This window comes from Paenibacillus larvae subsp. larvae (genome assembly GCF_002003265.1).
GTDB lineage: Bacteria > Bacillota > Bacilli > Paenibacillales > NBRC-103111 > Paenibacillus_H > Paenibacillus_H larvae.
Map to the genome: position 1 here is coordinate 816508 of NZ_CP019687.1, position 23791 is coordinate 840298.

Annotated in this window: 13 protein-coding genes and 2 pseudogenes; 13 read left to right on the top strand and 2 right to left on the bottom strand. The window is 42.9% G+C overall.

Annotated elements, in window-relative coordinates; translation table 11 throughout:
• Positions 1-3: 3 nt before the first annotated feature.
• The 12 genes and pseudogenes from BXP28_RS04435 to BXP28_RS04485 all read left to right on the top strand — a co-directional run bounded on the left by BXP28_RS04435 (position 4) and on the right by BXP28_RS04485 (position 19273).
• Entirely contained in the window at positions 4-3048 is a 3045-nt protein-coding gene (locus tag BXP28_RS04435) for a non-ribosomal peptide synthetase (protein WP_077584917.1), read from the top strand.
• Between the two features lie 223 nt (positions 3049-3271).
• Positions 3272-4660 (top strand): annotated as a pseudogene (locus tag BXP28_RS04440) (amino acid adenylation domain-containing protein); the annotation flags it as partial.
• Positions 4658-4933: an AMP-binding enzyme gene (locus tag BXP28_RS25520; RefSeq protein ID WP_407074287.1), complete on the top strand. Its 276-nt coding sequence runs from the start codon at positions 4658-4660 to the stop codon at positions 4931-4933. The pseudogene BXP28_RS04440 and the gene BXP28_RS25520, both read left to right, overlap by 3 nt.
• 464 nt (positions 4934-5397) lie before the next feature.
• On the top strand, positions 5398-11028 hold the full coding sequence (locus tag BXP28_RS04450; RefSeq protein ID WP_077584918.1) for a non-ribosomal peptide synthetase: 5631 nt from the start codon (positions 5398-5400) through the stop codon (positions 11026-11028).
• Complete coding sequence (locus BXP28_RS04455) at positions 11025-13829, top strand: non-ribosomal peptide synthetase (RefSeq protein WP_235430681.1); 2805 nt, start codon at positions 11025-11027, stop codon at positions 13827-13829. Before BXP28_RS04450 ends, BXP28_RS04455 begins: the two co-directional genes overlap by 4 nt.
• Before the next feature lie 89 nt (positions 13830-13918).
• Positions 13919-14131: a GntR family transcriptional regulator gene (locus BXP28_RS04460; RefSeq protein ID WP_051427813.1), complete on the top strand. Its 213-nt coding sequence runs from the start codon at positions 13919-13921 to the stop codon at positions 14129-14131.
• Positions 14132-14622: 491 nt separating this feature from the next.
• Positions 14623-15285: an L-serine ammonia-lyase, iron-sulfur-dependent subunit beta gene (gene sdaAB / locus BXP28_RS04465; RefSeq protein WP_036654129.1), complete on the top strand. Its 663-nt coding sequence runs from the start codon at positions 14623-14625 to the stop codon at positions 15283-15285.
• A 26-nt stretch (positions 15286-15311) separates the two neighbouring features.
• Positions 15312-16193 (top strand): L-serine ammonia-lyase, iron-sulfur-dependent, subunit alpha, encoded by an 882-nt coding sequence (gene sdaAA, locus BXP28_RS04470; RefSeq protein ID WP_023484590.1) that lies wholly within the window; start codon positions 15312-15314, stop codon positions 16191-16193.
• Positions 16194-16523: 330 nt separating this feature from the next.
• Positions 16524-16709 (top strand): hypothetical protein, encoded by a 186-nt coding sequence (locus tag BXP28_RS23885; protein WP_235430680.1) that lies wholly within the window; start codon positions 16524-16526, stop codon positions 16707-16709.
• A gap of 13 nt (positions 16710-16722) precedes the next feature.
• Positions 16723-17715 carry an MFS transporter gene (locus BXP28_RS04475; RefSeq protein WP_235430679.1) on the top strand — a complete coding sequence of 331 codons (993 nt, stop codon included), beginning with the start codon at positions 16723-16725 and terminating at the stop codon, positions 17713-17715.
• 196 nt (positions 17716-17911) lie between these two features.
• Positions 17912-18343 (top strand): NfeD family protein, encoded by a 432-nt coding sequence (locus BXP28_RS04480; RefSeq protein WP_023484592.1) that lies wholly within the window; start codon positions 17912-17914, stop codon positions 18341-18343.
• A gap of 3 nt (positions 18344-18346) precedes the next feature.
• The gene (locus BXP28_RS04485; protein WP_023484593.1) at positions 18347-19273 is read left to right on the top strand and encodes an SPFH domain-containing protein; all 927 of its coding nucleotides are present in this window, start codon (positions 18347-18349) and stop codon (positions 19271-19273) included.
• Between the two features lie 168 nt (positions 19274-19441).
• Here the strand turns inward: BXP28_RS04485 and BXP28_RS04490 are convergent, their stop codons facing one another.
• Together BXP28_RS04490 and BXP28_RS04495 are read right to left on the bottom strand one after the other, a co-directional pair.
• A complete protein-coding gene (locus BXP28_RS04490) occupies positions 19442-20719 on the bottom strand; it encodes a dicarboxylate/amino acid:cation symporter (RefSeq protein ID WP_023484594.1) in 1278 nt (425 codons plus the stop codon).
• Between the two features lie 257 nt (positions 20720-20976).
• Complete coding sequence (locus BXP28_RS04495; RefSeq protein ID WP_023484595.1) at positions 20977-22035, bottom strand: DctP family TRAP transporter solute-binding subunit; 1059 nt, start codon at positions 22033-22035, stop codon at positions 20977-20979.
• Between the two features lie 88 nt (positions 22036-22123).
• Here BXP28_RS04495 and BXP28_RS04500 point away from each other — a divergent pair.
• Positions 22124-23763: pseudogene (locus tag BXP28_RS04500) on the top strand (ATP-binding protein).
• Positions 23764-23791 lie beyond the last annotated feature (28 nt).

Below are 23791 nucleotides of genomic sequence, written 5' to 3' on the forward strand. Positions count from 1 at the left end.
GACATGATGACCTTTCAAAAAGAACATGTTCAAGATATATACCCCCTTTCCCCTATGCAGGAAGGGATGCTGTTTCATTCACTTGAAGATACAAAATCGGGCGCTTACTTTGTTCAGGTCGTAACTTCCGTTTACGGGGAATTGGAGCCCGAATTGCTGATGAAAAGTTTTAAAAGACTTGTTCAGCGCCATGATGTGCTCAGAACCACTTTTTTATATGACAACTTGAAAGAACCGCTTCAAATTGTATTAAGTGAAAGACCTCTTGACATGTGTATGAAAAGACTGGATGGTTCAAGCAATGAGATAAAGAATGAATGGATCAGCCAATTTCTGAAACAGGACAGGGAGAAGGGATTTGATATAACAATGGATTCCCTTATCCGGCTGGCCCTGCTGGAGACCGGCGGGGGCGAATGGACCATTGTGCTTAGTTTTCATCACATCCTGATGGACGGCTGGTGTTCGGATCTCATATTCAACGAGTTATTCCGTATTTATGACTCATTAAAGCAGGGTGCGGCAGTTGAATGGTCCCCTGCTCAGCCGAACAGCCAGTATATCAAATGGCTGGAAAAGCAGGATAAAGAAGCAGCGGCCCGTTACTGGAAGACATACTTGAATGGTTATGAGCCTATGGCCCGATTGCCGCAGAGAAAGAAGGATGCCTCTTTGCCCTATAAACCTATGGAGTACCGATTTTCAGTGGACAGAGAGGTAACGGAACAGTTGCAACGGATTGCCCAACAAAATCAGGTTACCTTAAACGTACTTTTTCAAACGATTTGGGGCATCCTTGTACAGAAATATAATGATCAGCATAGTGTCGTGTTTGGTTCCGTTATAAATGGCAGACCAGCTGCCATACCTGGAGTGGAACAAATGATCGGCTTGTTTATTAACACACTGCCTGTCCGGGTACAGACCGGAGAAAACCAATCTTTTCAATCTCTCCTGCATCAAATGCACGAACAGATGATACAATCTCATGAATTTGGTTTTTTCCCTTTGTCCCAGATTCAAAAAGAATCTGCCGGAGGCCTATCCTTATTTGATCATATTATCGTATTTGATCATAATCCTGTTGAGAAGCGGTGGGAACGTACCCTGTCCGGACTTGGCTTGCAGGTTACGGAACAAAGGGTGATTGAGCAGACCAACTATGATTTTAATGTAGTAGTATTACCGGAAAGCGAAATGCAGGTCCAATTTCAATATAATGCACATGTATACGACCGGGTGAGTGTAGAACAAACAGGAAAGCACCTCATTCATCTTATGCATCAAATAGCACAAAATCCGGATAGGCTGATTGAGGATCTAAGCTTAATTACCGAGGAAGAGCAGAAGCAAATTCTGGAGGTATTTAACAACACGAAAGCCGATTATCCAAGAGATAAGACCATTCATGAGTTGTTTGAAGAACAGACGGAGTGTGTACCAGATCAAACAGCGATCGTCTATGAAGGACAACAAATGACATATCGAGAGCTGAATGAGAGGGCGAACCAGCTGGCGAGAACACTTCAGGCCAAAGGTGTGAAAGCTGATCAGCCGGTTGGGATAATGGTAGATCGTTCTCTTGAGATGATCGTGGGCCTACTCGGTATCCTCAAAGCAGGCGGAGCATATGTGCCCATTGATCCTGAATACCCGAAAAATCGTATTGAGTATATGGCAGCGGATTCAGGAACAAAGTTGTTACTGACCCAAAGTCATTTGCAGGATCGTGTAACATTTGCCGGAACTGTAGTGAATCTTAATGAGGAAAGCAGTTACCACGAAGAACGCTCAAATCTGGAACATATCGTACAGCCCAATCATTTGGCCTACGTCATCTATACCTCGGGAACTACGGGGAAGCCAAAAGGGGTTATGGTCGAACATCGAAGTGTGGTTCGTTTAGTTAAAAATACGAATTACGTTGAATTAAATAGAAATACACGTATGTTGCAAACGGGGACTATTGCATTTGATGCGTCTATATTTGAAATTTGGGGCGCCATATTAAATAGTGGTCAGTTGTATCTGACAAAACATGAACACATCATGAATGTGTCTATATTAAAGAGACTGATTCAGCAACATAGCATTAATACAATGTGGTTGACATCACCATTATTTAATCAACTTTCCCAGCAAGACAGTCACTTGTTTAAAAATGTAAACACGTTAATTATAGGTGGAGAAACGCTATCTTTATCCCCTATTAATCAAGTGCGTCGTGATAATCCTACGTTAAAAATGGTGAATGGGTATGGTCCTATTGAAAATACAACATTTTCTACTACTCATCTGATTGATGGCGAACAGACCCATGCCGTACCTATAGGCCGCCCAATTCGAAACTCAACAGCTTACGTAGTGGATCAGTCATTACATTTACAACCAGTAGGAGTATGGGGAGAATTAATTGTAGGTGGAGATGGCGTGGCTCGTGGATATTTGAATGAACCAAAGCTAACGGCCGAAAAATTTGTACAATGTCCGTTTATTGACAATGAGCGATGTTTTCGTACAGGAGATATAGTTCGCTGGACAGATAATGGGTCCTTGGAGTTTAAAGGTCGATTTGATAATCGAATGAAGATACGGGTATACCACATTGAAACCGGAGAAATTGAGACAGCTTTATTGAATATAGAAGCTGTACAGGAAGCCATTGTTTTGGCACAAGAGAATGAGAATAGAGATAAAGCCTTATGTGCGTATTACGTAGCAAATCAGTCTTTTGAAGTAAGTGAGATGAAAGAGAAATTATCAGGGCAGTTGCCAAGCTATATGATTCCATCCTATTTTGTGCAGTTGGAATGTATGCCGCTAACGCCAAATGGGAAAATAGACCGGAAAGCACTGCCGCTGCCAGACGGGAAGTTGCAGACCGGGGTAGAGTATGTGGAACCTCGTACACCAATTCAAAAAAAAATAGCTGAAATTTGGCAGGACATTTTGGGGATTGAGAAGATTGGAATATCTGATAACTATTATCAGATTGGAGGAGATTCCGTTAAAGCTATTCAGATTTGTGCGCGGCTCCGGAAACATTAATGGAATATAAGTGTCAGAAAATTATTAAATAACCCTACGATTAAAGAATTAGAAAGGTGTATTCACTTATTGAATCCTGATAAGGAAAACGAGCTGGAAGATCCAAATTATTCAGGGATCTCTCTCAATGATCTTTCGGAATTAGAAGCAGAGATTAAAGATACTCTAAATCCGTAATACGTACAAAAATCATAAAAAATTGGTATTGGAGAGTGAACATATCATGATCACCAAACCTTTGAACTGGCAGCATAAAAATGAGTCCTTCTCCCATGTAGATGCAGTGATACCTTCTGGACATTCTACAGACCCGCAAATTCCAAAGTCAGATCAGGCGTTAATCGAAGCCTACAATCAGACAGATGAAGAGATTGCGTATTCGACATTGCATGACTTGTTTTACAAACAAGTGAGGCGAGTTCCAGATGGAATCGCGGTTATCTGCAGGGATACCTGTATAACCTACCGTGAACTGAACAAGCGATCCAACCAGATGGCCTATTACTTGAAAGAACAAGGCGTCAGCAGGAATGATCATATCGGAGTGCGAGCAGAGCGCAAAATTGGGACTATTGTTAACATTTTGGGAGTTCTAAAAGCGGGGGCAGCCTATGTACCGATTGATCCGGAATATCCGGAAGACCGGGTCAGCTATATGGTAAGTAACAGCAATTGCAAAATGGTTATAGACCCGGACTGTTACGAAACTCGACAACTCGCAAGCTATCCTGAAGAGAATCTGCGGGGTGATCAGTATCCAAAAGATACGGCCTACGTAATATATACTTCAGGCAGTACAGGTAGGCCGAAGGGGGTTGTGATTCCCCATGGAGCAGCTGCAAATACCATTCAGGATATCAATAGTAAGTTTGCAGTTGACGAAAAAGACAGAATTATTGGATTGTCCTCGATGTGCTTCGATCTATCAGTTTATGATATTTTTGGTGCCCTTGGAGCCGGGGCAACTTTGGTGATGATAAATAATCACCGGGATATTACGGAGATTCGTAAGATTGTGGAAGAGAATGGGATTACCGTTTGGAACTCGGTGCCGTCGACTTTGGATTTGATGATGGATCATATTCTTGAAGATAAACACGTATATGGTGGGTCTTCTTACAAGCAGACAAATGGGGAAAATTTTGCATCTAAGAACAGTACTTTACGGCTCGTATTGCTGAGTGGGGATCGTATACCACTAAATCTGCCAGATAAAGTAAACTGTTATTTCAGCAATGCGAAAGTAATTAGTTTAGGTGGTGCAACGGAAGCGTCTATTTGGTCTATTTATTATCCAATATATGAAAAGGGGATTAACCCCGATTTGGCAACTATCCCTTATGGTATGCCGTTGGCTAATCAGAAGTTTTACGTGCTAAATGATGAACTTAAACATTGTCCCGTCGGTGTAAAAGGAGAATTGTATATTGGCGGTATCGGTCTTGCCAAGGAATATCTCAATGATACCGCAAAGACTGAGGAGTCATTTATCATACATTCAGAGTATGGAAGGCTTTACCGCACGGGGGACTATGGAATTTTCCATCGCGAAGGATACATTGAGTTCATGGGCCGAAAAGATCAGCAAGTAAAGATTAATGGGTATCGCGTGGAACTTGGGGAAATTGAGAAGCAATTGCTTTGTCTGGACGGTATCCAGGAAGCAGTTGTTCTAGATATAACGGATAGCGAAAATATAAAGTTTCTTTGTGCCTATCTGATGTCAGATCAGCCAATAAACACGGAAAATCTCATAAACGAACTTGCAAAGGTTTTGCCAAAATATATGATTCCAGCTTATTTTGTACAATTGGATTATTTACCATTGACGCTTAATGGAAAACTAAACCGTAAGGGACTGCCTCTACCTCATGAAATTATGTAGCGTGATCGAACCCAGTCATCAATATCTGGATAGTTTTCCCTCCCCACTCAAGAGGCTCTGCGACTTCTATTTAAAATTAAGGAAACAACCATTATAGTATGGTGATTCTAGCCTTGGTTTACTTCCAGACATACCGGTTTTCAAAGTCTTCCGCCAAGTTGAGAATCACCTTACGGCTATGTCGGATCAGGCGGAGGTTCTTCCAGGATGTCGCTTTGTAGATGAGCGTAATCCCTTTGATGACCCAATCTTCATCGATTATCAGTTGTATTTTGCAGCGAAAATTGGTCTTGATTTTGTGAGGGCTATGGTAGACTCTACCTAAAAGTTGTACCTTTCTTTGTGTGATGTTGTTCTTGCTAACACCATTCCACCAAAGTTTTTGAGCCCTTTTTAATTTCTTAAAGGCGATACTTTCGAAATTCGGGATAAACAATCTGTTTTTATTGGAGAGTGAATACCTAATGAGCGTGATAAAAAAAGTATATCCGTTAACACCCATGCAAGAAGGCATGCTGTACCATTCGTTAATGGAGAAAGATAAAAGTATGTATTTTGTCCAGATGTCCTTTAAGGCTGAAGGTATGTTTCAGTTCCCTTTACTAGAAAAGAGCCTGGGGAAAATCATACAAAGACATGATGTATTTCGTACGATTTTTAATTACGCCAAGGTGAAGCAGCCTGTTCAAGTTGTTTTGAAAGAGAGAAACAATGACACTTATTATAGGGATATTTCTTGTTACAGCAAAGAAGAGCAAACGGTGATGGTGAAAACGTTTAAACAGCGGGATAAAAACAAAGGTTTTGACTTGACCAAGGATGCTTTAATTCGTTTAGCTGTATTTCAGTTAGGTGAAAATAAATACGAGTTTATTTTCAGTTTTCATCATATCATCATAGATGGTTGGTGTTTAGGTACCGTTGTGAAAGAATTTTTTGCTATTTATCAAAGTCTGGAAAGAAACCGTCCAGTGGAATTGGAGGAGGTTCCCCCGTTCAGCAGATATATCCATTGGTTGGAAACTAAAGATAAAGAACAAGCGCGATCCTATTGGAAAACATATATTGAAGGATTTAGCGAGCAGACCCGTTTGCCTTGGACCAGGCAATCTGAGAGGAAAGGATATATCTTAGATAAAGTGCAGTTCACCATTTCCAAAGCCGACACGGAAAGATTAACACATATTGCGAAGATCAACAGAGTTACCTTAAGCACGCTGATTCACGCCATTTGGGGTATTGTACTTCAAAGATATAACCATTCCGATGACGTGCTATTCGGCACAGTAGTTTCAGGCAGGAATGTAGATCTTGTTGGAATTGACGAGATGATCGGACTGTTTATCAATACAAATCCGGTACGTGTAACCTTTAGGCAAGGGATGAAGTTTGATGAATTGGTTAAGAAGTTGCACCATTGTATGCTGGAGTCAGAGGAGCACAGTTACTATCCACTAGCAGCCATACAGGCGGATTCGCAATTGAGCGGGGAGCTTATTCATCATATCATTGCATTTGAGAACGTTCCTTTAGAAATTAATTTGCTAGGGGAAGAAGATCTCTTTAATATAAAAATTTATGATTTCGAGATTTCGGATCAAACCAACTTTGATTTCAATTTGGTTGTCATTCCATCAGATGAACTCTCGGTGTCCATGAAGTTTAATTGTCTGGTCTACAAGAGAAATGAGATTGAGACCATTGCCGGTCATATTCAGCAATTGGTACGAGCCGTTATTGACAACCCCTCAGCTGAGATTGATCTGCTGGAGCTCATCACTCCGGATGAGAAAAATAAATTATTGTACGAATTTAATAGGACAGTTGGAAGCCCTTCCAGAAGTGTTCAGACACAAACTTTAAAGGGATTTAATACGAAAACCGGTTATCCAAAAGATAAGACGATTCATGAGTTGTTTGAAGAACAGGCAGAGTGTGTACCAGATCAAGCAGCGATCGTATATGAAGGACAACAAATGACCTATCAAGAGCTGAATGAGCGAGCCAATCAGCTGGCGAGAACACTGCAGGGCAAAGGTGTAGAGGCCGATCAACCGGTAGGGATTATGGTAGAGCGTTCTCTTGAGATGATCGTGGGCATACTAGGTATCCTCAAAGCAGGCGGAGCGTATGTGCCAATTGATCCTAAATATCCGAAAAATCGTATTGAGTATATGGTAGCGGACTCAGGAACAAAGTTATTACTGACCCAAAGTCATTTGCAGGATCGTGTAACATTTGCCGGAACTGTAGTGAATCTTAATGAGGAAAGCAGTTACCACGAAGAACGCTCAAATCTGGAACATATCGTACAGCCCAATCATTTGGCCTACGTCATCTATACCTCGGGAACTACGGGGAAGCCAAAAGGGGTTATGGTCGAACATCATTCAGTAATCAATACCTTAATGCAATTAGAAAAAAAATATCCGTTAGAGAAAAATGATTCCATTTTATTAAAAACCAACTATACCTTTGATGTATCGGTAACAGAATTGTTTGGATGGTTCTTTGGAGAAGGCAAGTTAATTATAGCTAAATCAGGTCTAGAGAAGGAACCCGAAGCATTATTTAACATGATACAAGAAAAAAAAATTACTCATATTAATTTTGTACCGTCCATGCTTCAAGTAATACTAAATGAGATAACACAAACAGATATAGAAAAGCTTCAATCTTTAAAATATGTATTTTCAGCTGGAGAAGCGTTATCAGGTAAGACGATTAAGCAATTTTATAGCTATACACTACCAGCTGTATTGGAAAACCTGTATGGACCTACAGAGTCCACCATATATGCAACCCAGTATACAACGAATGAAGAAATGAAAGGACTCCTAAATACGCCGATTGGTAAACCAATAAGAAATGTACAAGCTTTTATTGTAAAAGATATCGATCAATTACAACCAATAGGAGTGGCTGGAGAGTTATGCATCAGTGGAGTTGGTCTGGCCCGGGGATACTTAAATCGTCCTGATTTAACCGCAGAAAAATTTGTGGACAATCCGTTTGTTCCAGGGGAGAAGATGTATCGGACAGGGGATTTGGCCAGATGGCTGCCGGACGGAAATATAGAATACTTGGGCCGGATAGACCATCAAGTGAAGATACGCGGATACCGTATTGAAACCGGGGAAATTGAAGCCGCTTTACTCCGTATAGAAGCTGTGCAGGAAGTCATAGTTCTGGCATATGAGAATGTGAATGGAGATAAAGCCTTATGTGCGTATTACGTAGCGGGTAAATCTCTAAATGGAAGTGAGATGAGAGAACAATTATCAGGGCAGTTGCCAAGCTATATGATTCCATCCTATTTTGTACAACTAAAGCAGATGCCGTTGACGCCAAACGGAAAAATAGACCGGAAGGCATTGCCGCTGCCAGACGGGAAGCTGCAGACCGGGGCAGAGTATGTGGAACCCCGTACACCGATTGAGGAAGTATTCGTAAAAGTATGGAAATCGGTATTGGGTGCTGAGCGAGTGAGCATTTTAGATAATTTCTATGATTTGGGCGGAGATTCGATTAAATCTATCCAAGTCTCATCCAGGCTGCTGCAGGAAGGTTATAAAGTGGAAATGAAACATTTGCTAAAATACCCGACCATTGCTCAGCTCAGTATGTATGTGGAGCCCGCCAACAAGGCCGCAGAACAAAAAGAAATAATAGGAACAGCACCGTTAACGCCCATTCAATCGTGGTTCTTTGAACAAAAGTTTGTCGATCATTATTTCAACCAGGCGATGATGCTATATCAAGCAGAACGTTTGGACGTTACCATTTTGCGGCAAGTGATCCGGCAAATTGTTCAGCATCATGACGCTTTGCGTACAGTATTTATGATAAAAGAAGGCCAATATGAAGCGCGGATTCGCGGAATAGAGGAAGGAACGTTATTCACACTGGATGTGTTTGATTTGCAAGGAGAACGGGACTTCGCAAGGATCATCGAAGCTAAGGCCAATACAATTCAAAGCAGTATGCAAATTAGCGAAGGCCCGTTAGTAAAACTGGGATTGTTCCAATGTCCGGACGGCGACCACTTATTAATCGTAATTCATCACTTGGTTGTGGATATGGTGTCATGGCGGATTATATTTGAGGACTTCAAAACCGGATATGAGCAAGTGAAAAATGGAAAAAAAATTCAGCTTCCGCCGAAAACGGATTCCTTCAAATTGTGGTCGGAGCGACTGTCCAAATATGCGAACAGTGCTGAAATGGAAAAAGAAAGGGCTTATTGGAACTCAACCGAACAAACCGTACAAGGGCTGTTGCCAAAAGATAAGGAAACGCAACATACGCTCAATAAAAACAGTGAAGTCGTGACGGTTGAATGGACGGAGCAAGAAACAGAGCAATTGCTAAAACAAACCAATCAAGCGTATAACACGGAAATTAACGATTTGTTATTAACAGCGCTGGGTATGGCCATTCATAAATGGACAGGGATGCAGGAAATCGTAATAAATCTGGAAGGGCACGGACGAGAAGCGATTATGCCTGAACTGGATATTACCCGAACAGTAGGATGGTTTACAAGCCAATATCCCGTAGTTCTTCAGATGAAGAAAGGACAGGATGTGTCTGAACGGATTAAAACGGTAAAAGAAGGACTGCGCAGTATTCCGGGAAAAGGAATAGGTTACGGCATTTTACGCTATTGCTGCAAATCCCAGGGCGAGATGTTATACACGATGAAGCCGGAGATTAGCTTTAACTATTTGGGACAATTGGATCAGGATTTAGAAGGTAATGCCTTACAGATGTCCCCATATTCAAGCAGGCTAACGATGAGTGGAGACACAGTCAGGCTGTATGTGTTAAATATGAATGGAATGGTGCAAAACGGAAAACTATTCTTCACAATTGACTACAGTAAAGAGCAGTATCGCAGTGATACGATCCAGCAAATAGGTGAATGGGTCAAAGAAAGCCTGCAAGAAGTTATCCGTCATTGCACAAGCAAAGAAAAAACAGAAGTAACCCCCAGTGACCTAACGCTGAAAGGCATATGTATGGAAGAGCTGGCAAACGTGATGGAAGAGACGAAGCATATCGGAGACATCGAGGATATCTATGAATTGACACCCATGCAAAAAGGGATGCTATTCCATACTTTGGCAGACGCAAACTCAGGGGCGTACTTTGAACAAATGACATTTGATGCAGTCGGAAAACTTCATGTTGAGGCATTTATAAGAAGTTTGGAAACATTGATGCAAAAACATCCGGTTTTACGGACGAATATTTATCAAGGATGGAAAGACAAGCCCTTACAAATTGTGTTCAAACATAAACCGTGTGAATGGTATTACAAAGACCTGCGCAAGATGAACCCGGAAGAGCAGGATGCCTATATCCGGTCCTGTATGGGCAAGGATAAAGCAAGAGGATTTAATTTGGCGGAAGACGCCTTGTTACGGGTAACTGTCCTGCAAACGGAAGAAGAAACACATCGAATTGTCTGGAGTTTCCATCATATTTTAATGGATGGGTGGTGTTTGCCTATCATCATTAAAGAATGGCTGGAACAATATGATGTGCTTTTAGGGAAGAAACAAGCTAAGCATGTGATGGTTACGCCGTACAGTCGATATATGGAGTGGCTCGCCGAACAAGACGAGGAAGAAGCATCGAAGTACTGGAATGAGTATTTGGCTAACTATACAGAGCAGACGGTTATTCCATATTCCAAATCCAAACAGAAATCAGAAGGATACAGTGCAGAGAGCGTTATTTGTGGATTTGGACAAGCGTTAACCCATCAATTACAGCAAATTGCAAACCGGAATCAAGTGACAATGAATACCGTGATTCAAACGATGTGGGGTATATTATTACAAAAATACAACAATAGTGAAGATGTTCTATTTGGCAGCGTCGTATCGGGCAGGCCGGCGGATATAACTGGTATTGAGAGTATGATTGGGCTGTTTATTAACACCATTCCTGTACGGGTGCGAAGTAGAAAAGGGATGACTTGCACCCAACTGATGCAAAGCATGCAAGAGTCAGCCCTTGTATCCAGCAAATACGATACTTACCGCTGTATGAAATACAGATGCAAACGGAACAAAAACAAGACATGATTCAGCACATAATGATATTTGAGAATTATCCAGTAGAAAAGGAGTTAAACAGCGATGACTTATCTGATGATACAAAGATAAGAATTGCCAATTTCCGGGGAGAAGAGCAGACCAATTATGATTTTAATGTTGTAGTAATGCCGGGAAGCGAAATGGAAGTTCAATTTCAATATAATGCGAATGTATACGATCGAGTAAGTGTAAAGCGAATAGGGAAACACCTCATTCATCTTATGCATCAAATGATACAAAATCCAGATAGTTTGATTGAGAATTTACGTTTAATTACCGATGAAGAACAGAAGCAAATTCTGGACGGTTTTAATAATACGAAAGCAGATTATCCAAGAGACAAGACGATTCATGAATTGTTTGAAGAGCAGGTAGAGTGTGTTCCTGATCAAGCAGCCGTAGTGTTTGAGGATAAACAAATGACTTACCGGGAGCTCAATGAACGGGCGAATCAGCTGGCGAGAACACTTCAGGCCAAAGGTGTGAAAGCTGATCAGCCGGTGGGTATTATGGCAGAGCGTTCCCTTGAAATGATCGTGGGCATATTCGGTATCCTTAAAGCAGGCGGAGCTTATGTACCCATTGATCCCGAATATCCGGAAGAACGAATTCAGTATTTGCTGAAGGATGCTAACATTAGCGTGTTACTTTTGCAGGAGCATTTAAAACATAAAGTAACCTTTAACGGGCAACTGATCCATTTAAATGATGAAGAATTTTACCATAGTGACCGCTCTTTATTATCGCCGGTAGCAGGAAGCAGCAACCTGGCCTATGTTATTTATACCTCCGGTACAACGGGCAAACCTAAAGGAGTCATGGTAGAACATCGCGGAATAGTGAACTCGCTTCAGTGGAAAAAGTCGTTTTTTGGGCTTTCTGAAGAGGAACATGTACTTGTACTGCTTCCATATGTGTTCGATGCGTTTGTTTTAAATTTCTTTGGTCCGCTTATTTCAGGGGCAACGGTATATCTCTTGAATAATCAAGACAGCAAAAACCCTGTCATGATCAAAGACATTATAAGTAGGGAAGGGATAACGGGCTTTGCAGCCACTCCCCGTCTATTGAGGCTTATCATAGAAAATATGGAGGTAAATGACTTTAATCACGTTAAGCATGTCGTTGTTGGAGGAGAACAGCTTGAAACAGACATTATCAAAAGGTTGTTTTCATTAAACCCAGACATCCTGCTAAATAATCAATATGGCCCAACGGAAAATAGTGTTGTATCTACTTATCTTCCCATTCGTTCACCCGGTCAACCTATCACGATTGGTAAGCCTGTGGCGAATCATCGTGTCTATATTTTAGGAGAACAGAATGGACTTCAGCCGATTGGTGTAACAGGGGAACTGTGTGTCGGAGGTGCAGGGCTCGCACGGGGATACTTGAACCTGCCCGAATTGACAAGAGAAAAATTCGTGGATGATCCGTTTGTTCCGGGAGAGAAGATGTACCGGACAGGGGATTTGGCCAGATGGCTGCCGGATGGAAATATAGAATACTTAGGACGGATAGACCACCAAGTGAAGATACGGGGATACCGCATTGAAACCGGGGAAATTGAAACAGCTTTATTAAATATAGAAGCTGTGCAGGAAGCCATTGTTGTGGCACATGAGAATGAGAAAGGAGATAAAGCCTTATGTGCATACTATGTTGTGAATAAATCTTTCGAAGCAAGTAAGATGAAAGAAGAGTTATCGGCTCAATTGCCAAGCTACATGATTCCATCTTATTTTGTGCAGTTGGAGCAAATGCCGTTGACGCCGAATGGGAAGATTGACCGGAAGGCTTTGCCTGACCCGAATGAAAGCTTTATTCGCTTTACGGAGTATGTAGCTCCCAATTCTGGGTTAGAACAAATATTTGTTAATGTATGGCGAGAAATTTTGGATATTGATAAAATTGGTGTCACTGATAACCTGTTCGACCTTGGAGGTAACTCAATAAGCATCATTCAATTTGCTTCCAGAATGTCTAAGGATTATAACATCCATATTCCTATCCAGCAAATTTTAAAAACTCCAAGTATCCGGCAATTAGTGCGGGCTATTTCGGAGAAGGATACCGGAATAACGGATTACTCAAGCGAAAGGATCAGGTTAAATCCTTCAAATCAGTCGGATAAAATAATTTTCTGTTTCCCGCCGTTAGGAGGGTTAGGTATAGTATACCAGCATCTTTCAGAAATTTTGGAGGATTATGATTTTTACAGTTTTAACTTCATTGAATCTGAGGATAGAATGCAGAAGTATATTCAATTAATCAAAGAGATTCAACCTCAGAGCCCTTACACCCTGATGGGCTACTCAGGGGGAGGCAACCTTGCGTTTGAAGTAACGAAGGAATTGGAGAAACAAGGTGATCAGGTAGCAGATCTGATTTTGGTGGACTCCTATATCTTTTCAGACGCTAACCCGGAAGGGCTCTGTGTAAAGGAAAGGGTCAATATGGCAGTAAACCTTATGCTGGAGAAATTTCCTCAACTTCAGAGTGGGGGAGAATCTTTCCTGAACGATTTTAGAAAAAAAATGCAAGGTTACTATTTGTATTTTGATGAGATGGACAATTCCGGCCTAGTTTCAGGAAACATCAGTGTGATTAAATCGCCTTCAAAGGAAAACAAGCAAGTACCCGGAGATATTCATATGTGGAGACACTCTACTACAGGCAAGTTTGAATTGTATGATGGTTATGGCGACCATCAAAAGATGCTGGAGCATGGATTTGTAGAACAAAATGCCAAGCTTATTCAAAAGATACTAAGAAGGCAATGTCCCTAAGCACACGAAATAAAGTTTTGCAGTGATACACTCCCTTTTAGGCAGACAGGTTAATAATAAAACCTGCATCCTGAAGGGGAGTTTTTTAAATGGGCTTGAAAAAAATGTTATATATAACAGATAGGCGTGGTACTGTTAACAAATCCTATACTCTGTTAAAACAGGACGGATTTATACAAGTCCACAGACAGAAGGGGGTCGTAGTTCAGCCGGACGGTATGCCCGGAGTAACGCCTGATTACTTGACGAAATTGGATAATCAATTACCCCCCTCGTGGCCGAAGCTATTTGCAGAGGGATGAGTGAAGAAGAGCTTCTTGACCTGATTCAATCCAAGTATAAGCAAGTGAAATCCACATAAGGGGGAATGAATAATTTGATTTTTATTGGGATCATCTTGGTTCCCGTTATCATTATTCAATCAATTATGCCTTACTTAACACGAAAAACAATCAGTTTTGGAGTTTCCATTGAAGAAAAATACTTCAACCACCTGAACTGATGCGGATGCGCAAGTCTTATGCTGTTTTAAATGCTTCTGTTGACGCTTTATGTATAGCTATTACCTTTTTTATATAGCTGAATTTGAATGATCAACAATATGCTGTGTATTTTATAAGATTATCATCGCTTATATATTCTCTGTTGACCGGCTATTTTTCATGTGTTAGGCTTCTTAAGAAACGGTATTTTCAAGGTTGCGCAAAAAAGAATTACAGAAGATAATAAAAAAGAAGCAAATAAATGGAATAACATTATGGCAGATGTGCCAAGCTTAAAGAGGTGCATACGGATGAAAAATAAAAGTGTGTTCGATATTATTGGGCCCGTAATGGTGGGACCTTCCAGTTCGCATACCGCCGGTGCCGCCAGCATCGGAAAAGTGGCCCGGACTCTTTTTGGAAAAGAGCCGTCCCGCATCAAAGTATCGTTATACGGTTCCTTTGCAAAAACCTATAAAGGGCATGCTACTGATGTTGCCATAATAGGGGGGATTCTGGATTTTGATACTTACGATGAACGTCTGCCAAAATCTATGGACATTGCGCGAGAAAGAGGCATTGATGTTAAGTTTGTTGAAGAGGAAGCCATTCCCAATCATCCCAATACTGCACGTATTGAATTGACCGATGCTAAGGACCGACTGGAACTGGTTGGAATATCCATAGGCGGCGGGAAGATTGAGATCATAGAGCTTAACGGATTTGAACTCAAGCTTTCAGGCGAACACCCCGCAATTCTGGTGGTCCATAATGACCGCTACGGGGCGATTGCCAGTGTAACGAATGTACTGACCAAGCATTATATTAATATCGGTCATATGGAGGTATCCCGCAAGGAGAAGGGAAAAAATGCTCTGATGATAATTGAGATGGACCAGAATCTGGATGATTATATCATTGAGGAAATCAGCAAATTGCCCAATATTTTGCAAGTGACGAAGATAGTTGAATAGCCTAAAGATAAGCAGAGGGGATATGTATGTTTCGGAATGTGGCTGAACTTGTAGAGCAGGCTGAACAAGAGCAAGTGAAAATCGCCGAGATCATGATCCGGCAGGAAATAGAGGTATCAGGAGTGACCCGTGAGCAAATCATGGCCAAAATGGACCGGAATCTGACGGTCATGGAACAGGCTGTGGAAAAAGGTCTGCAGGGTGTACGTTCCTTGTCCGGTCTGACCGGCGGGGATGCTGTTCTGCTCCAGAATTATATCCGTTCCGGTAAAAGTTTGTCAGGCGAGCTGCTGTTAGATGCGGTCAGCAAAGCGGTAGCTACCAATGAGGTGAATGCCGCCATGGGAACGATTTGCGCGACTCCAACCGCGGGTTCGGCCGGCGTAGTTCCGGGCACATTGTTTGCCATTAAGCACAAGCTGAATCCGACCCGGGAAGAAATGGTCGAATTTCTGTTTACGGCAGGGGCATTCGGGTTCGTGGTTGCCAATAACGCATCCATCTCAGGAGCTGCCGGAGGATGCCAGGCGGAAGTGGGTTCAGCAAGCGGTATGGCGGCGGCATCCATTGTTGAAATGGCAGGGGGCAGCCCTGCCCAGGCTGCGGAAGCCATGGCAATTACCTTGAAAAATATGCTTGGACTTGTCTGTGATCCGGTTGCGGGCCTTGTAGAAGTTCCCTGTGTCAAACGCAATGCGATGGGAGCTGCCAACGCGATGGTAGCGGCCGATATGGCTCTGGCCGGAATTACAAGCCGGATTCCTTGTGATGAAGTCATCGGGGCCATGTTCCGGATCGGACAGACGATGCCTGTAGGGCTTCGGGAAACTGCTCTTGGCGGCCTGGCAACTACGCCGACAGGGATGAAACTGAAAGAACAGATTTTCGGCAAAAAAGACGAAGCCTAAATCCGGAAAGTTTGAGTACTTAAATGAAAAACAATCACAATTGAATTCTTTCTGAACCATACATTCTTTGGGGAATTATGGTTCTTTTTCTTTTGAATAAATATAATTTTCCGTTCGACGTTATTATTGGAATTTCGACATAAAAAATATGCTATAAATATAAATGGAAAGCAAAAAGAAGGCGAAATGGAAACAAATGGGTTATTATCGAAATAAACAGCTGTAATAAGATAAGCGGTTAACAGAAGGAACCGGGAATTACCCTTCAGGCATTACTTATAACAAACATATGGAAAATAAATAGAATACAAGGTGTTTAAGAGGTGAATCATGATTTTATTTCGTAACAGAACATTTTTATTGCTTATGGCAGGGGATTTTATTGCCGGGACCGGCATTTGGATTAGCACAATTGCGAACTTGCAATTTATGCAGCATCATGTTCCTTCCGATTTGCTTAAAAGCCTGATTCTGATATGCGGATTGTTTGTGGGGATATTGCTTTCACCTAAATAACAAACGCAAAGTTTTGTTTGCTGCAAGCCTTGTCCGCTGTCTGGCTCCACTTGTCATGTTTGTGGCTATTCGCTTTGACTCGGTAGCCTGCATGCTGCTGGCCTTTGTGATCATGCAGATTGCCGCCTCTGTCTACCGGCCGGCTGTGCAGTCTTCCCTGCCGGCTGTCGTTAAGCCTGCTGATTTACTCAAGGCAAACGGAATTTTTTTAAACGTCGATACACTGCAAAGAATCGGGGGTACGGCTTTAGGAGGTATTATGGTGGCTACCCTTGATTTGTTCACTTTATATGCCTTATCGCTCGTCTTCTATATCCTTCTTGTATTTTGTACTGTTCTGATGGACATTCCGGAAAGTGAACAATCGGCCACAACAAAAGGAGGAAAACTACGTTTTCGCGAAGTATTTCCGTTAATCCGTTCAGAGCCTTCCGTTCTCATCGCGATGGTGAATACAGCTGTACTGCTTTTGTTTTTAACCGGATTTAATCTCCTGATTCTGAATTTTAGTGAACTTCAGCAAGCACCGGATTTGATGGGATGGCTCTATGCGGTTGAGGGGCTGAGCATTATGTTTTTTGCAGCGATAGCAAAGCGCTGGATCGGATCTAAAAATCTGGTAACCGGTTCAATTTTGTTTATGTTTCTGTTCGCGGTTTCCTTTGTCGGCATGTCATTTAGCGAAAGCCGCCTGCTGGTTATCTTGTCATTTGGAATATTTGGATGTGCCTTTGCTTTCTTCTTTCCCATGATCACAACCATTTATCAGCTCAAGCTGCCGGATGAGGCACGGGGCCGGTTTTTCTCATTCAAAAGCATGATGGATCGCATCATGAACCATATTGCTTTGCTTGTCACGGGAGCATGCCTTGACTGGATCGGCATATCCGCGTACATGATTATTCTAGCTGTCATGGCTTCCCTAAGTGGTGCAATTACGTTTGGTATTGCCAAAAAGAAATCCATTGAAGTCCGGCAACAGCTTACAGGGACAGTTTCAGTCTGAGCAAAAGTCCTTCTTGCGGATTGTGTACTTATGCAGGCTTTGCCAATTCTTTCAAATCGTGTTGTAGGTATAACCGATTTATAAGAGATGCCTTTTTTATCGTATGGATTTTGTTCTTTTTTAGTTATTTTGAAAACTTTTCTTGCTTATCTGCGTATTATTATTTTAAGCGCTTTCCTATAAGGTGGTGATAAGCATGGATTGGTGTATTATCTGGCTCGTCATCGGTATTATCTTAATCGTGGCGGAAATGGCCACCCTTACGTTTTATTTGCTTTGGCTGGGTATAGGCTCACTTGCAGCTTCTCTTGCAGCGCTTATTGTCCCGGGCCATGTACTGATTCAGATTTTAGTGTGGGGCGTGGTTGTTGGTGTCCTTACTTTTTTCACCAAGCCCCTTACACGAAAATTCAGACATTCTGAGGGGTATAAAGACGCTATTGAAGAGATAATCGGAAAAAAAGGGGAGGTCATGCAAAAGATCGAAGTCGGAAAAATGGGGATTGTCCGCGTTGGAAATGAAATGTGGAGCGCCATAGCTGACGAACAAATCGGAATCGGGGAGACTGTCATGGTGGTACAAAGAAAAAACACAATCATTGAAGTGACAAAATGGAGAGGGGTTTAGCGTATGTGGATCGTATTGTTAGTACTGATTATCTTCATCATTGCTTTTACCGCCTTAACTGTAAAGATCGTACCTCAACAAAAGATAGCGGTCGTAGAAAGATTGGGGAAATTTCACCGTCTCCTTCAACCTGGATTGAATATAGTGATTCCTATTGTTGACCAGGTAAGGGTAACGCATGACCTTCGGATTCAGCAGGCCAATGTGCCCCCGCAAACAGTTATAACAAGAGATAATGTGCAGGTGGAGATTGATACGATTATCTTTTACCAGGTGGTAGGCCCCCAGGAAGCTACTTATGGAATATCTGATTACGTATACGGGGTCAGGAATATTACAACCGCTACTATGCGCCAGATTATCGGGAAAATGGAGCTGGATGAAACCTTATCCGGAAGGGAAAAAATTTCCATGGAAATAAGAGTGGCGCTGGACGAGGCAACTGAAAAATGGGGAGTCCGCATTGAGCGTGTGGAAGTAATTGATATAAAACCTCCTTTGGACATTCAGGAAGCAATGGATAAACAAATGAAAGCGGAACGGAGCAAGCGAGCGATGATCCTGGAAGCTGAAGCGGCCAAACAGGATATGATCCTCCGGGCTGAAGGGGACAAGCAAAGTAAGATCTTGAAGGCAGAAGGGGAAAGGGAAGCGAGAATCCGTCAGGCGGAAGGACTTCGCCAGGCACAGGAGCTGGAAGCTCTTGGGGAAGCCAAAGCAATCCAAGCTATAGCCGAGGCTGAGAAGCAGCGGATCCAGCTGATTAAAGAAGCGGATCTTGATGAAAATGTACTGGCATACAAGTCATTTGAAGCTCTAATGGAAGTTGCAAAAGGACCTTCCAACAAAGTATTCCTGCCGTCTAATGCAGTGGAAACACTTGGAAGTATCGGAGCAATTGGTGAAATGTTCAAAGAAAAGAAAAATTAAATGATGAAGCATTTTAGGTTCATTCCGTTGATAACATTGCAACTTAAATGAACGAATGAAACTATTTTGATGCATATGCAGCACTAGGTTTAATGCAAATTGCTGAATATCAAACCGGCAGCTTCCTGATATAGAAGAGCTGCCGGTTTAGTTTGTTCCCTGATCATTTCATAATACCTTGTTAGTCTGGAGTTCAGCAGTTAATCTGCCGGCGGATTCAGTCTCGCTGACCGGATGGAATTCGTTTTCCATCTTGGCAATAACTACTGTAGCAACGCCGTTGCCGATAAGGTTAGTGATAGAGCGTGCTTCAGACATAAAGCGGTCAACGCCGAGCAAGAGAGCCATTCCGGCAACCGGAATGGACGGGAATGCGGCAAGTGTGGCAGCCAATGTGATAAATCCGGAGCCAGTTACCCCAGCGGCTCCTTTGGACGTGAGCATCAGGATAGCCAGAAGTGTCAACTCCTGCCAGATGGTCAGGTCAATGCCGTATGCTTGAGCAATAAAAATTGCCGCCATGGACAAGTAAATGGATGTTCCGTCAAGGTTAAACGAGTATCCGGTCGGAACGACAAGTCCGACAACTGATTTGGAACAGCCGTATTTTTCAAGCTTATCCATCAGGCGCGGCAGTGCTGATTCGGAGGAGGAGGTGCCGAGTACGAGAAGGATTTCCTCTTTGATGTATTTAAGAAATGAAAAAATCCGAAAGCCGTACGCTCTTGCAATGGAACCAAGGACGATGACAATGAACAGGAACATCGTTATATACACACAAGCCATCAGAAGTCCGAGAGAACTGAGTGACTTGACTCCGAATTTGCCGATGGTATAGGACATGGAACCAAATGCGGCGATCGGAGATACCTTCATGATCATGTTCACAATACCAAAGAAGCCTTTCGCCAGTTTATCGAACAAATCTATCACGGGCTGAGCGTTCTTACCCATAGCTGTCAGGGAAAGGCCAAACAGGACGGCGAAGAACAGAATGGGCAGCAGTTCACCTTTTGCCATCGCGGCTACGACATTGTCCGGTACGATCCCCATAAGGAAATCCATAAAGCCGTGGCTTGTTTCCTCCGCAGCTTTGGTATACTGGGAAATATCACCGCTTGCTTTGCTCGGATCCAGTCCGGCACCGGGTTTGACCAGGTTGACAACGACAATTCCGATCGCCAGCGCAGCAGTTGTAACTATTTCAAAATACAGCAGTGCCTTGCCGCCTATGCGGCCGACCTTCTTCATATCTCCCATGTTCGCAATACCGTTAACGACGGTGAAAAAAACGATAGGTGCAATGACCATTTTAATCAGCTTAATAAAGATATCTCCAAGCACTTTCAGCTTAATGCCGAAATCAGGGAAGAAATGACCAAGCAAAATACCAAGCAGAATGCCGATTATAACTTGCACCGTCAAATTCCGGAAGTTGATTTTCATAGCCAGCCTCCTTTTGTTCGTCTTGCAGGTGAGCAATTCGTGACCTTATTGTAGAGAGGAAAGCGATTACATTCAAGTATTCGTTCATATTGGTCTTTACGATCTTTTTGGTAAAACCACCAATAATACCTAAGCCATTAGAAGGGATTTCTTTTTCTTCTAGCGAAGTAAAAAGCAGTCCTGAAAGTTTCTTTCAGGGCTGCTTAAAAGGAATGAATAATCTGCTTGGATTAAGATTCAAGATTCTGCTGTATGCGTTATTTGTCTGCATAGCTGTCACGGAGCTTGCGGATTTCGGAGACCAGCCCGTACCCGATTTCTTTCTCATACTGGTCGTAGATCGGGTCCAGTGTTTGTATCCAGCTTTGCCGCTCCCCGGCAGTCAGTTCGTCGATTTGTATTGTTCCGGCTTTACGCATTTCCGCCAACTGGTTGGCGTTAATTTCTTGTGCTTCTTTACCGATCCATTCAGAAGTTTCATTCAGGGAATCCTGCAGAATTCGTCGTGCATCCTGAGGAAGCTTGTCCCAGAAGGACTTATTAAAAATGACGGCATATCTGAGATATCCATGGTTGCTGAGGGTCATATACGATTGAATCTTATACAGCCGTTTGCTGTAAATATTGGAGATTGTATTCTCCTGACCAACGACATTGTTCTGCTCAACATTGCGGTATACTTCTGTGAACGGGATAAAAGCTGTTTTGGCTCCAAGCCTGCTAAACTGGGTTTCCAGCACTTTGCTCGGCATGATACGAAACGTCAATCCGGCGAAATCCGCCGGTGTGTGCAGTGCTTTGAGGTTATCTGTCATCTGTTTAAAGCCGTTGGGCCAATAGGCCCCCCCTTTCATGCCATGCTCTTCCAAAGTAGCGGCAAGTGTCTTGCCGATGCTGCCGCGGAGCGCTTCGTCCACGGCATCCTGGTTTGGAAAGGCAAACGGAAGATCAAGTGCAAGGAATGAGGGCACTTCTGCAGAAAGCTTTGAAAACGCCGGAGCGATCATTTGAATGTCTCCGCACTTTAAGGCTTCAATTTCATTAGGGTCCGAGTAGAGCATTCCGTTCGGAAATACTTGAACTTCAATCCGGCCATGCGATTTCTGCTCCACAAGGTTGGCAAAATGTTCGGCGGCAAGTCCTTTGGGTGTATTTTCTGCAACTACATGGCTGAACTTGATTGTGATACGTTCCTTAAGCCCTGTTTGTTCCTCGTCATAGGGAAGAGCAGTCGATAAGCTTGGACGGAATCCGATAAGGATGGCGGTACAAAGTCCGAGCAGAACAAATAAGCTGATACTGATAATCGGCTTCATCTTTCATCCACCTTTTCCATGATGTTACAACCATTATTCCATAACAGTCAAAACTGTTGCAATCCTAATTGGTAAAAGGAGAAACACAATGCTGCTCAATAATATCCGGATGTACTGGAAAATCGCAATCCTGGCATTTGGGCTGGTCACCTTCTCTTTGGCTATCGGTGGAATTATTATACTTGGCAGTACCACGAGAATGCAGGAAGAAGAAATTGGCCAAAGGCTGATGATCACTGCCCGCACGGTGGCTAATCTTCCAGATATCCGGCAAAAGGTTGGAAATCGTACAGCGAATCAGGAAATTGAGACGACGGCAGAAAATATCCGGATTATTAATGATGTTTCTTATATTGTAGTGCTTAATATGGACAAGGAGCGTCTGTCCCACCCACTGAAAGAGCGGATCGGAGAACGCATAAACGACAGTGGCTCAGAGGCGGCTTTTGCGGAGCATACGTACTTAACTAAGGTGAAAGGAGAAACGGGCACGGCACTTCGTGCTTATGTGCCGATTATGGATGAGCAGCATCAGCAGGTCGGCGTAGTCATGGCAAGCTGATGCCGACTCTGGGAGATATGATCTACGGACAGCGGGGAGCGATTGCGGCAACTGCGCTACTGTCACTTGGTTTTGGAGTGTTTGGATCCTGGCAGCTGGCCCGGCATATAAAACAGCAGATGTACAATCTGGAGCCTCAGGAAATAGCCCGGATGTTCCGGGAACGGACAGCGGCATTTGAGTCGATGCATGAAGGAGCCATTGCTGTTGATAATTCTGAACGAATCAGCATTTTTAACGACAGGGCCAAGCAGATTTTCGGCATTTCCGGTGATGTGGTCGGCCGCCAGATCCGGGATGTGATTCCGGATACACGGCTTCCTGAGATATTGCAATTGGGGAAACCCATCTATAATCAGGAGCTATTGGTCGGGAATAAAGTCATCTGGAGCAACCGGATTCCTATACGGCTAAAGCAGGATGACCCGCCGATAGGCGCTTTGGCTATTTTCCAGGACCGGACCGATGTAGCGCGAATGGCGGAGGAGCTTACGGGTGTAAAAGCTTTCGTTGAGGCACTTCGTGTACAAAATCATGAATATATGAACAAGCTGCATACTATTGCAGGCCTGATTCAGTTGGATCAGAAGGAGAAGGCACTGGATTATCTGTTTGAAATATCAGAGAAGCAGGAGGAGCTTCTGACGTTTCTGAAGAGTCATTTTGAGGATGAAAGTATTGCAGGTCTGTTGCTTAGTAAAATCAGCCGGGGTAAGGAATTGGGTATTCAGGTTGAGCTTGACCGGCGAAGCAGCCTGAAGCAGTTTCCGCCGTATCTGGACCGCCATGATTTCGTGCTTTTGTTAGGTAATTTAATAGAGAATGCTTTTGATTCCTTAGAATCTGTGGAACGTAATGTAAAGGAAGTATACATAAGCATCGAACAGGATGGGGACATTTTATCGTTGCTCGTCGAGGATAACGGCTGTGGAATGGATAAGAAGGTACAGGAGCGGATGCTGGAAAAAGGATTCTCCACCAAGAACATGGAGAGCCGCGGCATTGGATTGTATTTGGTAAAACGGATTTTGGAAAAAGGACAGGGGGAACTGAAATGTGAGACACGGAAAAATATTGGCACAAGTATGATCGTTACCTTTTCCATGCTGGGTGAGGCGAAAGAAACACCGTTAAAAAGTTCCAAAGATAATAGCTTAAAATTTTGAGATCTGTTGAACCAGGGGGCCAGTCTGT

What these genes read in the sequence shown, in the direction of transcription:
- BXP28_RS04435 (WP_077584917.1), top strand. Translation starts at nt 4, where the DNA reads ATGATGACCTTTCAAAAAGAACATGTTCAAGATATATACCCCCTTTCC.
- BXP28_RS04450 (WP_077584918.1), top strand. Translation starts at nt 5,398, where the DNA reads ATGAGCGTGATAAAAAAAGTATATCCGTTAACACCCATGCAAGAAGGC.
- BXP28_RS04455 (WP_235430681.1), top strand. Translation starts at nt 11,025, where the DNA reads ATGATTCAGCACATAATGATATTTGAGAATTATCCAGTAGAAAAGGAG.
- BXP28_RS04460 (WP_051427813.1), top strand. Translation starts at nt 13,919, where the DNA reads ATGGGCTTGAAAAAAATGTTATATATAACAGATAGGCGTGGTACTGTT.
- sdaAB (WP_036654129.1), top strand. Translation starts at nt 14,623, where the DNA reads ATGAAAAATAAAAGTGTGTTCGATATTATTGGGCCCGTAATGGTGGGA.
- sdaAA (WP_023484590.1), top strand. Translation starts at nt 15,312, where the DNA reads ATGTTTCGGAATGTGGCTGAACTTGTAGAGCAGGCTGAACAAGAGCAA.
- BXP28_RS23885 (WP_235430680.1), top strand. Translation starts at nt 16,524, where the DNA reads ATGATTTTATTTCGTAACAGAACATTTTTATTGCTTATGGCAGGGGAT.
- BXP28_RS04480 (WP_023484592.1), top strand. Translation starts at nt 17,912, where the DNA reads ATGGATTGGTGTATTATCTGGCTCGTCATCGGTATTATCTTAATCGTG.
- BXP28_RS04485 (WP_023484593.1), top strand. Translation starts at nt 18,347, where the DNA reads ATGTGGATCGTATTGTTAGTACTGATTATCTTCATCATTGCTTTTACC.
- BXP28_RS04490 (WP_023484594.1), bottom strand. Translation starts at nt 20,719, where the DNA reads ATGAAAATCAACTTCCGGAATTTGACGGTGCAAGTTATAATCGGCATT.
- BXP28_RS04495 (WP_023484595.1), bottom strand. Translation starts at nt 22,035, where the DNA reads ATGAAGCCGATTATCAGTATCAGCTTATTTGTTCTGCTCGGACTTTGT.